The sequence below is a fragment of the Desulfosarcina sp. genome, from assembly GCF_041551955.1.
Classification (GTDB): Bacteria; Desulfobacterota; Desulfobacteria; order Desulfobacterales; family Desulfosarcinaceae; genus Desulfosarcina.
This window is the reverse complement of sequence record NZ_JBFELV010000140.1, coordinates 1-10835: the sequence shown is the minus strand read 5'-3', so window position 1 is coordinate 10835 and position 10835 is coordinate 1. Positions and strand designations below refer to the sequence as shown.

Annotated in this window: 13 protein-coding genes; 1 reads left to right on the top strand and 12 read right to left on the bottom strand. The window is 56.7% G+C overall.

Annotated features, from left to right (window positions below):
- The 8 genes from ABYV26_RS12365 to ABYV26_RS12330 form a co-directional block, all read right to left on the bottom strand.
- Positions 1-284 (bottom strand): hypothetical protein (locus ABYV26_RS12365; protein WP_372681411.1); only part of this gene is annotated, 284 nt, incomplete at its 3' end.
- Entirely contained in the window at positions 262-1653 is a 1392-nt protein-coding gene (locus ABYV26_RS12360) for an aminopeptidase P family protein (RefSeq protein WP_372681409.1), read from the bottom strand. The genes ABYV26_RS12365 and ABYV26_RS12360, both read right to left, overlap by 23 nt.
- Positions 1654-1901: 248 nt before the next feature.
- On the bottom strand, positions 1902-2792 hold the full coding sequence (locus ABYV26_RS12355; RefSeq protein ID WP_372681408.1) for a hypothetical protein: 891 nt from the start codon (positions 2790-2792) through the stop codon (positions 1902-1904).
- Positions 2793-2848: 56 nt separating this feature from the next.
- Positions 2849-3205 (bottom strand): hypothetical protein, encoded by a 357-nt coding sequence (locus ABYV26_RS12350; RefSeq protein WP_372681406.1) that lies wholly within the window; start codon positions 3203-3205, stop codon positions 2849-2851.
- A 415-nt stretch (positions 3206-3620) separates the two neighbouring features.
- Positions 3621-3929 (bottom strand): DUF6794 domain-containing protein, encoded by a 309-nt coding sequence (locus ABYV26_RS12345; protein WP_372681404.1) that lies wholly within the window; start codon positions 3927-3929, stop codon positions 3621-3623.
- 23 nt (positions 3930-3952) lie between these two features.
- A complete protein-coding gene (locus ABYV26_RS12340) occupies positions 3953-4390 on the bottom strand; it encodes a hypothetical protein (RefSeq protein WP_372681402.1) in 438 nt (145 codons plus the stop codon).
- On the bottom strand, positions 4381-4791 hold the full coding sequence (locus ABYV26_RS12335) for a DUF3617 domain-containing protein (protein ID WP_372681401.1): 411 nt from the start codon (positions 4789-4791) through the stop codon (positions 4381-4383). The genes ABYV26_RS12340 and ABYV26_RS12335 overlap by 10 nt, the downstream gene beginning before the upstream one ends.
- 13 nt (positions 4792-4804) lie before the next feature.
- On the bottom strand, positions 4805-5815 hold the full coding sequence (locus tag ABYV26_RS12330) for an alpha-hydroxy-acid oxidizing protein (protein WP_372681399.1): 1011 nt from the start codon (positions 5813-5815) through the stop codon (positions 4805-4807).
- A 219-nt stretch (positions 5816-6034) separates the two neighbouring features.
- Here ABYV26_RS12330 and ABYV26_RS12325 point away from each other — a divergent pair, with 219 nt between their 5' ends.
- Complete coding sequence (locus tag ABYV26_RS12325) at positions 6035-6223, top strand: hypothetical protein (protein ID WP_372681397.1); 189 nt, start codon at positions 6035-6037, stop codon at positions 6221-6223.
- An 18-nt stretch (positions 6224-6241) separates the two neighbouring features.
- Here the strand turns inward: ABYV26_RS12325 and ABYV26_RS12320 are convergent, their stop codons facing one another.
- The 4 genes from ABYV26_RS12320 to argJ form a co-directional block, all read right to left on the bottom strand.
- Positions 6242-7555, bottom strand: coding sequence for a nucleotide sugar dehydrogenase (locus tag ABYV26_RS12320; RefSeq protein ID WP_372681395.1), 1314 nt, complete (start codon positions 7553-7555; stop codon positions 6242-6244).
- Positions 7556-7697: 142 nt separating this feature from the next.
- On the bottom strand, positions 7698-8573 hold the full coding sequence (locus ABYV26_RS12315) for a radical SAM protein (protein ID WP_372681394.1): 876 nt from the start codon (positions 8571-8573) through the stop codon (positions 7698-7700).
- 59 nt (positions 8574-8632) lie between these two features.
- On the bottom strand, positions 8633-9379 hold the full coding sequence (locus tag ABYV26_RS12310; protein WP_372681392.1) for a pseudouridine synthase: 747 nt from the start codon (positions 9377-9379) through the stop codon (positions 8633-8635).
- A gap of 21 nt (positions 9380-9400) precedes the next feature.
- Entirely contained in the window at positions 9401-10585 is a 1185-nt protein-coding gene (gene argJ / locus ABYV26_RS12305) for a bifunctional glutamate N-acetyltransferase/amino-acid acetyltransferase ArgJ (RefSeq protein ID WP_372681390.1), read from the bottom strand.
- Positions 10586-10835: the final 250 nt, after the last annotated feature.

Here is a 10835-nt window from a genome sequence, read left to right as displayed (position 1 = left end):
TATTGACCCAAAGCCGAATAATCGGGTATGCCGTCGTTCTGAATCATGGCCAAAACCATTTCAATCGACGAGATTCGCCAACGGAAGAACCCACCTGAGACGACGGATCGCTCCGAAAAAAAGAGGTTCCCTTTCGCCTCCGTTTTCGTAGGTGATTCGGATAGAGGAAAAGGATCAGACGCCTGCGCGCCTCCGGGCCAAAGACGACCCCACCCATCGCCATGCCAGCGATTGACCCAGTTGCTTCGCGGCAAACCATGCTCAAGCCCTGCAGCAGGATTCAACAGCCGCCACCGCCTTGGGGATGGCTGGTCCCAGAACCAATGCGCCGGTGGAGGTAATCCGCACATCATCTTCAATACGAACCCCGCCAAAATCCAAATAGGGTTCAAGCTTGCCGTAATCGATCAGATCGGAAAATCGGTTTTCGCCTCGCCATTGGTCGATCAACTGGGGGATGAAGTAAATTCCCGGCTCCACGGTTACCACAAAACCCGGTGCCAGGGGTTTGGCCAACCGAAGGCGGTTGATGCCGAAACGGCTGTCCCGACGAATATCGTCCGTGTACCCCACCTCATCTTCTCCGAGACACTCCATGTCGTGAACATCCAGGCCCAGCATATGCCCCAGTCCATGGGGAAAGAAAAGCGCATAGGCCCCGGTTTGAACAGCCCGGTCCACACTCCCGTGCATCAACCCGAGATCCTTGAAGTCCGAAGCGAGCCGTTGGGCGGCAACCTGATGAACCTCCTTAAACGGGATGCCGGGCTTCATGGCGGCCAGCGCATCCGCCTGCATACCCAATACGACCTCGTAAATCTCCTTTTGACGACTGGTAAACCGGCCGCCCACCGGAATGGTGCGGGTCGTGTCGCAGGCGTAGCCCAATGGCGATTCCGCCCCGCAGTCGCAGATCGCCAGGCGGCCGTCGGGCATCAGGTTGTCGTGACAATGGTTGTGCAGCGTCTGGCCGTGGATTGAAAAAATGGTCCTGAACGGTGGGTTTCTGCCTGACCGCCCGTATGCGATGCCTTCTATGGCGCCCACCACCTCGCGCTCGTATCGTCCCGGCACGGCCAGGCGCATGGCAGTCGTCTGCATGACGGCATTGATCTCCAGAGCCGCCTCGATTTGGGTCAGTTCCGCTTCGCTTTTCACCGAACGCTGGCGGATCACTGAACGGATAAACGCTGTTGACGTATTGCCGGCAACGGCCGAAGGATCCATGGCGCAAAGTTCGGCCACCTGCATCGTTTGATCCATTCGGTATGGCGGCAAAAAATGAACCGGCCGTCGGCCCCTGATTGCCGCAGCGACAACTGCACACAATTGACTTGAAGATTCACACCGGTCTACGCCGATACTCCGGCATCGCTCCGGCAAGGAGGGTTGCGGACCGCTCCAGATCAGCTCATCCAGGGGCCGATCGTCGCCGAAGATCGTTTCCAGATCCGCTTCTACGTCGATCGCAGCCACCAGGTTCGGCAGATCGATGCCCCAGAAATACAAAAATGTACTGTCCTGGCGGAAAAAATGGCAGTTGTCCGCAGCGTTGATCGGGCTTGGGCTGTTTCCCAGAAACAGGATCAATCCGGAATTTACATCCGCCTTGAGACACTGACGCCTGCGGGTGTAAACATCAGCAGAGAACATGTATGCATCCTAACGGGCATGAACGCAGCCCAGAGGCGGGAGCGGGCCTTTGCCATCATAAAAAAGTGGGCTTGAGCCGGATGCACCTTCCAAGAAAGCTGTCCTCACAGGACCGACATTGGCATCCGGCAGCGGCCCGGTCTTTGGTCTTTTTACGGTCGTCCAGCGGCGTGCCACCATGCGGAATCGGTTGCCGGCAAGGGTGGTTGACATCGACCGAAATTTTTCCGATCGCGCACGTTTTGCTGTCAGGCGATGCGCTCGGCCGCACCTGCATATACCGGCATGAGGGTTTCAAATAGGGCCGCCATGTCACTGGCGATGGTTTGCTTTTTTTCAATGGCGGCGTCCTTGCCCATCTGCTTTTCGATGCGCAGATCGACGACGCCGGACTTGCCGGCGGCCGTTAAAAAGGCGCTCAAGGATTTTACCGGTGCATCCTTTTTTTCCGGAAGCGTGTTCACCCATTTTTCTTTTTTGGCTTCCAGTTTCCCGCTGAAGCCCTGACCGCTCAGATCACACAGGTAGAGGTCGTGAGATACACACTGTTTATGGAGCCATGAATCGTTTTCCGGCTTTGCAAACCATGCCATCAATGCATGCCAGTCGCTCGTTTCGGTTGCGGCCAAATCGGGTGCGGGGACATGAACCCCAAAAAAAAGGCCCCCCTCCTCCACCCGGGCATAGAATTTTGCCTGCAGCTTTAGATCAGCCTGCTTCTGACGAACGATATCTATCCAGGCGACTTCGGGCTTGCGCAGCACGGCCCACGAATTGAACTTGAACTGTTTATTTTTCAACCGCTGGGCGACCGCACCACCGAGTTGCCCGCGACCGCGCCAGGAGGTCTTGGAGACCGTATTGCTGAAGTCGGTAGCTTCAAGGCCGGCAAAATGCTTGCCCCCTTTGGAGGTTGAAGCCTTGGCTTTTTTGATTTTCTGCGCAGCCTGGGCTTTTTCAAGTTCTTTTTCAAATTGCATCCGTTCGATAATGCGCCGCTGCAGATCTATGGGTGTCGATATTTCCTCGCCATCTTCCCATCGGATATCCATGGAATCCCTTCGTATGGCGAGCACCTCAAAGGCCCCTTTCATATTTTCATATTTTTCGCCGATTTCGAATTTAATCTCTTCTGTCATGCAGTTCTCCTTGTGGTGAAATTACGTGAGGTCACGTTAACCTCAATACCATCCATTCATCGGTGTATGGGAATCTCGGAAATAAACAATTCATTGTCGTCAAAGAAAAGCTCAACGCAGCGGTCTTCGTCCCCCCTGGACAGGTCGATCACCGACTCGGCAATTTTTTCGGCGTACGGCGCAATGGGATAAAGGTTTATGGTTCTCAAGGTTTCCACCAGTTCATCGCAACCCGCGGCGGCAGCCCTGGCAATGGTCTCTCCATCATAGTCCTGATCGCATATCAGGTCAAAATGGTCCTCGCGAAGCATGGATGAGTCCACATTTTTGGTGTCTTTATCGAGTACGGCAAATTCTTTAATGTTCAGTTTGTTTTTCTTTGACGACTGACAAATTAGGTATTTTTGTCTCATTTCTCTTTCTCCAGATTTTCCATCGACCCCACGCATAGAAGCCGCGACAGCCATGCCAAATGATCAGAGCGCGCAGAATGTGCGTATCGCAATCGAGTTGTCCGTTGCCATCTTCACTGCAGCCCGGGAGAGGCAGCCCTGTTTCGCGGGAGGAAAAGTGTCACACACCGAGGGACAGTGCCGAAAATGATTAAACCCTGCCCGCGGCAAACCGCGGGGGATGTTCTGCCTGTATCGGCAGAGCTGCGCAGCACCGTTAAGATTGAGTTCGATTTCCAGTTCGCTCGCTATCTCGGTTCAGCAAGGCGAACATTTATCTTAGCCTATATGGAACCCAACCGTTTGTCAATTATCCACCCCTTTGCCGGTGCGGAGTCACCACCGGACAATCCGTCTTTTACGAGGAACGAATCCGTCACTTGATGACCTTCAAGGTGTTGCCGCGCAGCAGTCGTTTTTGGAGTTCCCTCAAAATCACATAGGATGCCTGTTCGGGCGTGATCGTTTTTACGTTTGCGGTGAACATGCAAGATTTCATCAACGGATCGTTGCCTGGAAGACGGAATTCGTTTCGCAGGAAAATGCCGTAGGAGTGGTGAAACCGGATGAGTGCAGACTCGTTCATGTTGGCCAGACGCGTTTGGTCTGCAAACGTCATATCCTCCGCGAGTTTGTCCACGGCTTTAGCCACGGTCGGCGGGAACTTGTCCAAAAAATAGTTCATGGGCGTCACCCGACGAAAACCGATCAGCTCTGGCAGGTAAAGGGATAAAAGTGGAAATAGCAGTACCCACCGGGATCACCGTACATTACCTCGGTTTCCATCATACAGGTCCCGATCATTTTTTTAGAGGCTTCAGCATAACCAGGCTGTTTTTCTTCGTCTTGTTTGCAGGCCATGCAAACGGGTTGGTGATCAAAGACGGACAGAATTCGCTGGTCCCTGGCAGCCAGCTTCGCATGGCATCGATTGCAGGCAACCGCACAGGAGAGGTTGCGTTCCCACTGGTCTTTCATTGATTTACCCCCTTGCAGTGATGAGTTTGATAAAAAGGCCAACCCGACGCTACTAATAGTAACGCCGCCATGGTCTTTTTCAACCCGCACAGCACGATTGAAGCGCATGGGTAGTGGTGGTGCATCGTTGCCGAAAGCACCATTCGGATCGATGCCACTTACTGGCAAGGGCCGATTCGCCTGCCACTCATTACGGTCACCATGACCATCCCCATCTGCTCCGTGGTCATCTCCCCCTCGAACCGGTCGCCGTGGTAGGTTATCTTTCCCTTGCCCTTCATATTGCCGGATGATTCGCCGCAGACGACCGACCAGGAAACCGTACTGCCGACGGTCTTCATGTCGGAGACCTTGCAGTCGTCCTGTCCGGGCGAGTTGGCATGGGGGATTGCATCATCCTTGGTGATGCACTGGGAAAAGGTCATCGGAGGAATGGTCATGCCCTGCATTTTTACCTGAGAGGTGATCTCCCACATTCCGTCCTGCATATTGAGTTCTGAACCGGCGTAGACGGCGTTGAACAAGCTGACGATACTCAGAAAAATCCCTATTGAAAGCCACTTGACCATTTTTTTCCTCCTTTCAACCTCGCAAGATGGCAGGGTCCACAGAATCGGCCCTGGCCGTTCCGGTAAGCACCATGGCGGCCATCAATTCCCCAGCAATCCGCTGAATGTATTGGAACACGCCTTCCTTGAGACCACCCACGGCGGCAACGGAAAAGGGTCGACCGATCATCACTGCATCGGCGCCAAGGGCCAGCATTTTAAGGATGTCCCCACCAGTCCGCACACCCCCGTCAGCCAAGATAAAGACCTGGCCCTTCACGGCATCGACGATCTCGGGCAGCACCTCGGCAGCCCCGGGGGTATGGTCCAGCACCCGCCCACCGTGATTGGACACCACGATGGCACGAACACCTGCATCCACGGCCATGGTGGCATCCGCCACGCTCATCACGCCTTTGAGGATAAACGGCACCTTGACCTGGCTGATAATTTCACCGAGCCGCTTCGGTGACTTGGGAGAGACCGGCCGCCCCATCTGCTTCAAGGTAATCAACCCGGCGGCATCGATGTCCATGCCGATTACGCGTGCACCGGCCGCCAGGGCCTTGTCCACCTTGTCGAAGAATTCCGCATCCTCCCAGGGCTTGATGAACGGGATCCCTTTACCATTCAACGCCTTGATGGCAGCATATCCGTCCTGGTGGATAAAATCCGGCACCCCGTCCCCTACGCAGCCCATTATCCCGGCCTGGGCACATCCATCCAGAACGGCAGAAATATAGGCCGCCTCCGTGATTTTACCGCCCATATTGAAAGAGACGCCGCCAATGGGCGCCGCTAAAAAGGGCCCTGTCAGCGACTGGCCCAGGAAATCGATGCGGGTGTCGGGTTCCGACACGTCATGCACCAGGTGCATGTTAAAGCGCAAGGCAGCCAGCGCTTGCAGGTTGGCCCTAAACGCACTTCCGGTTCCCAACCCACCCATGCCCGGCACTTCTCCTGCACAGGCCCGGCCGTCGCACACCGGACAGACCCGGCAATATCCTTTCATCCGTTCCCGGGCCACTTTTCGAATCTCATCCAATTTTGGTTCCTTTCTTCGACAGCGACGATCGCAGGAGGCGGTGTCGAAGGCACACACAGGTTCAGCGTCCACCGTTCCAAGTTAGCTTTTCCGGCCACCATACCCACCATTTTTTTTAACCACAATGAAAAAAAATGAAGGGTTGTGACCGGATCTGTCACAACCGGATGGTAAATTTGAACCTAACAAAAAGGTCAACCCTTTAAAAGGAGGAATTCCATGAGAAAGCACGAACTGACCACCGATTATCACGACTATTTCGAATATTTCGGAAACACCGAGATCGAACGGATCAGAAGGCGGGCCGGTCGGACCCTGAGACGGGATTGGATCATATTCGATACCGTCGACGAAGCCATGGATTATTTCAACAGCAAATGCGGTGAATTCGTGGGGTACTACATGTAATTTTAACCGGAACGGGTTTCATAAACGCCAATAGTTGATGCCTTCTTTTTCGGCATCACCCGGTTCGAAGGCGCTCTTGACATCCACGACGACCGCCCGGCCGCCGCCGCACAATCCCGCCAGACGCGCCAAGCCCATATCCCGGTAAGGTTTGTGGGAAACGGCCAATACCAGGGCATCGACGCCGTTGAGCTGATCCAACGTTTTCAGTTCGACACCGTAATAGGCCTTGGCTTCGTCGGGGTCCGCCAGCGGATCGTGGACCAGGACATCGATGCCGTAGTCGGCCAGTTCGGCGATGATGTCAACCACCCGGGTGTTGCGAAGATCAGGCACGTCTTCTTTAAAGGTGATGCCGAGTATGGCGACCCGGGTGCGGTTGATCTGTTTGCCTTCCTGGATCATCAGCTTGACGACCCGCTCGGCCACATATTTGCCCATGCCGTCATTGATGCGCCGGCCGGCCAGAATCATCTCCGGATGGTAGCCGATGGATTCGGCCTTGAAAGTCAGATAGTATGGATCGACGCCAATGCAGTGTCCGCCCACCAGGCCGGGCCTGAAGGGTAGAAAGTTCCATTTGGTGCCGGCCGCTTTCAATACCGCCATGGTGTCGATGCCCATGATGTCGAAAATCATGGACAGTTCGTTCATCAGGGCGATGTTCAGATCCCGCTGGGTGTTCTCGATCACCTTGGCCGCCTCGGCCACCTTAAGAGTGGGCGCCACGTGGATGCCGGCCTTGACCACGCTGCCGTAAACCTTTTCCAGCAGCTGGGCCGTGGGCATATCGGACCCGGAAACGATCTTGAGGATCTTATCCACCGTGTGTACCCTGTCCCCGGGGTTGATCCGTTCCGGCGAATAGCCAACGGTAAAATCCCTGCCGAAGACCAGGCCCGACTCCTTTTCGAGGATCGGCACGCACACCTCTTCGGTGGCCCCAGGGTAAACGGTGGATTCAAATACCACGACACTGCCTTTGGTCAGATGGCGCCCCGTGGATTCGGACGCACTGCGCAGGGGTGTCAGATCCGGGATGCGGTACTGGTCGATTGGCGTGGGAACGGCGACGATGATCAGCCGGCAGTCGCCGAGGGCCTTGGGGTCGTCCGTGTAGACCACCGTGGCGGCAGCCATCTCTTCATCGGAAACCTCCAGGGTACGGTCCCTGCCGGAGGTCAGCTCGGCGATTCTGCTGGATTTGAAATCGTAGCCCACCACATCGAAATACCGGGAAAGGTGAACGGCCAGGGGCAGCCCGACATAGCCCAGTCCAACCACCGCAATCTTCTCCTGTTTGCCCGCCAGCGCGTCAAAGGTCAACATCATCCACTTCTCCTTGGTTTTCAACGGGTTCGTAAAATACGGAAGGCCGCATGCGTGTTTTGACCGTTTGCCAACTCTCGGCAACATACATCATATCTTGCCGAGATAAAAGAGCAATCGCCTTGGCCAAGGACAGGTGGCCCGATTACTGATCACCGATAAAAAACGGCCGGAAATCCGTTTCCGGCCGTTTCAGCGCATCGTCGATCTGATCCAGCAGGCGGTTGCGACACCCGGGCAGACGGCCTTCCAGGTTGATGTAATTGGTGTAGTGGTCGCTGGTCAGCTGAGACGGGGCGTCCAGCAGCCGGATCATACTGGCCGCTTCCGTCAGCACCCCGTGCGGTCCCAGCATCTCGAAGGCGCCGCTCTCGACCATCTTGAGCAGGGGGGTGTGGCGCTTGGGAACGAAGGTTCGCAGCCGGATGAAATCCGGAGCGATGCGATTGAGCACATCGGCAGTCCGGGAAGCGTGCGGCAGGGTCCGAGCCGCACCCCCGAGACCCAGGACGACGTACAGGCTCAACTGGATGCCGGCAGCCATGGTCCACCCCCCGGCCTCGATCTGCTGCCTGGCCGTGGTGCCTTTCTGGGTCAGCCTCAGGATTACGTCGTCGCCGGACTCGAGCCCGACATGGATGCGGTTCAACCCGGCATCGGCCAGACGCTTCAGCTGGTCAGGCCCTTTTTTATGGATGTACTGGCTGGAGCCGTATACGGTAATTCGCTCCAGATGCGGAAAGATGCGCCGGGCATGGCCACAGATGCGGCAGAGGTCCTCGGTGGGCATGGCGATGGTGTTGCCCGCCGGGAAAAAAATCGTGCGGACGCCGCGGCCGTGAAGTGCCCGGGCCTGATCCAGATCATTGATAATATCCGCCACCGGCCGCACCCGGTAACGCGGGCCGTCCTTGTAGACCATGCAGAAGGTGCAGCGGTTGTGGGGGCAACCGATGGTGGCCTGGACCAGCAGGGAGTCGGCCTCGCTAGGGGGGCGATAGATGGGTCCTTCGTAGTGCATGGTTTGGAATTGGGGATTTGTTTATTGTGATTTATTTGGGGTTTGTTATTTGTTATTTGTCATTTGTCATTAACCTTTTGGCTATTGTTATTTGATTCTTGTAGCTGCAGCTGTTTCAGCAACTTTCGCCGTTCCCCCTGACGCAAGTGCCGCCAGGATCCCTTCCCAAGGCTGCCCAGCTTCAAATCAGCCACGCGGATGCGGTGGAGGCGGACCACCCGGTTGCCCGCCTTTTTCACCATTCTGCGGATCTGGCGATTCTTGCCCTCCATCAAGACAATGCGGAACCGATTGCCGGAGAGACGGTGCACCCGGGCCGGCCGGGTCATGACACCGGACAGCGGGATGCCTTTTTCCATGGCTGCCAGGGCTTGATCGGCAAGGGGCCACTGCACGGTCACGTCGTACTCTTTTTCGTGATCGAAGGAGGGGTGGGAGAGGCGGTGATGGATGCGGCCATCGTTGGTCATCAGCAGCAGACCGGTGGAATCCTTGTCCAATCGCCCCACTGGAAAAAGTCGCTGGGGCAGGTCGATCAGGTCCGTCACCACCGGCTCACCCCTGTGCTCGCAGCTGGCCACAATGCCTTCGGGCTTGTTGAGCATCACATAGATGAGCCGATCCGGTCTGCCCACCGGTGCGCCGTTGAGATGCACCACATCGGTCTCGGGATCGACCTTGGTGCCTAAGGCAACCACCACGGCGCCGTTGACGGTTACGTTGCCGGCAAGGATGTGCGCCTCGCCTTTGCGCCTGGAACAGGCCCCGGCTTCGGAGAGGAATTTTTGTAGACGAACCAATGCCATGGCTAAGATGATGGCCTTTCGTCAGGACCGGTAGTCGGCGTTAATCTTCACATAGTCCAGGGAAAAGTCACAGGTCAGCATGCTCGCCCTCCCCTGTCCCAGGTTCAGATCCAGGGTGACGGAGAATTCCGGCTTTTTCAGCACCCCAGTGGCCTTTTCTTCGGCCTCCCAGCCGCAGCCCGTGCCGTCTTTGACCATCTGCACATCGTCGAAATAGAGATCCAACCGCTCAGGATCTAAAAAGACCCCGGCACGCCCGGCCGCCGCAAGGATGCGCCCCCAGTTGGCGTCTTCCCCGAAAAAGGCCGTCTTGACCAGCGGCGAGTGGGCGACGGTGTCGGCAATGGCCAGGGCATCCGTATCGGAGTGGGCCCCGCGTATAGTCAGGTCAACCAGCTTGGTGACCCCCTCGCCGTCCTTGACCATCTGCCGGGCCAGATCCATGCACAGATCATCCAACAGCCGCTGGAAGTCGACCCGACTGTTGTCCGTTTCGATCCTGGCCCCAGAGGCGCCGTTGGCTAAGAGAATCACCGTGTCGTTGGTGCTGGAGTCACCATCGATGGTGATGCGGTTGAAAGACCCGTCCACCGACCGCTTCAGCGCCGGCTGAAGATCGGAAAGGGAGATGTCGGCATCCGTGCAGATGAAACATAGCATGGTGGCCATGTCCGGCCGGATCATGCCGGCGCCCTTGGCCACGGCGACGATCCTGTAGGAAACGCCGTCCACCGAACCTTCGCGCGCCCCTGTTTTGGGCCGGGTGTCGGTGGTCATGATGGCGCGGGCCAGATCGGGCACCCCATCTGGACTCAAGCCGACGGCCAGCGCGGGCATGGCCGCCTCGACCGTGTGGATGGGAAAAGGGGCGCCGATCACACCGGTGGAAGCCACCAGCACCTGATCGTCGGGCAGGTTCAACACCCGGGCAGCCGCAGCGGCCATGGCTTCGGCGGCGATCAAACCCTGCGGACCATTGGCACAATTGGCATTGCCCGCATTGACGATCACCGCCCGGGCTGCGCCGGATTTGACCCGCTCCCGATCCAGCTTCACGGGTGCCGCCTGAACGCGGTTTCGAGTGAACACCGCCGCCACCCGCGCCGGCCGGTCGGACACCAGCAATCCCAGGTCGAGGCTGCCGTTTTTCTTGATGCCCGCGGCCATGCCGCAAGCAGTGAATCCTCTACAGGTCAATGGTACCATATTGATTTCCTCGTAAACATGTTCGCTTTTCATTGCTCAAATATCGCCCGTTGTCAATCGGGGAAAAACATTACCAACCCTTGCAAACCACCGCCGGATGGCATAAAGATCGCCTGTCTAGGTGGCCGAACCGTCTGCATTTAATTTATGGGAAAAGGCGTAAGCGGTCACAGGTTCTGCGTTCTGCGTTCTGGGTTATAAGTCCAAAGCCGTTGAACCGTTGAACCCCGAACCCCGAACCCCGAACCCC

Coding starts and splice junctions, on each gene's coding strand:
- ABYV26_RS12360 (WP_372681409.1), bottom strand. CDS start 1,653: ATGTTCTCTGCTGATGTTTACACCCGCAGGCGTCAGTGTCTCAAGGCG.
- ABYV26_RS12355 (WP_372681408.1), bottom strand. CDS start 2,792: ATGACAGAAGAGATTAAATTCGAAATCGGCGAAAAATATGAAAATATG.
- ABYV26_RS12350 (WP_372681406.1), bottom strand. CDS start 3,205: ATGAGACAAAAATACCTAATTTGTCAGTCGTCAAAGAAAAACAAACTG.
- ABYV26_RS12345 (WP_372681404.1), bottom strand. CDS start 3,929: ATGAACTATTTTTTGGACAAGTTCCCGCCGACCGTGGCTAAAGCCGTG.
- ABYV26_RS12335 (WP_372681401.1), bottom strand. CDS start 4,791: ATGGTCAAGTGGCTTTCAATAGGGATTTTTCTGAGTATCGTCAGCTTG.
- ABYV26_RS12325 (WP_372681397.1), top strand. CDS start 6,035: ATGAGAAAGCACGAACTGACCACCGATTATCACGACTATTTCGAATAT.
- ABYV26_RS12320 (WP_372681395.1), bottom strand. CDS start 7,555: ATGATGTTGACCTTTGACGCGCTGGCGGGCAAACAGGAGAAGATTGCG.
- ABYV26_RS12315 (WP_372681394.1), bottom strand. CDS start 8,573: ATGCACTACGAAGGACCCATCTATCGCCCCCCTAGCGAGGCCGACTCC.
- ABYV26_RS12310 (WP_372681392.1), bottom strand. CDS start 9,379: ATGGCATTGGTTCGTCTACAAAAATTCCTCTCCGAAGCCGGGGCCTGT.
- argJ (WP_372681390.1), bottom strand. CDS start 10,585: ATGGTACCATTGACCTGTAGAGGATTCACTGCTTGCGGCATGGCCGCG.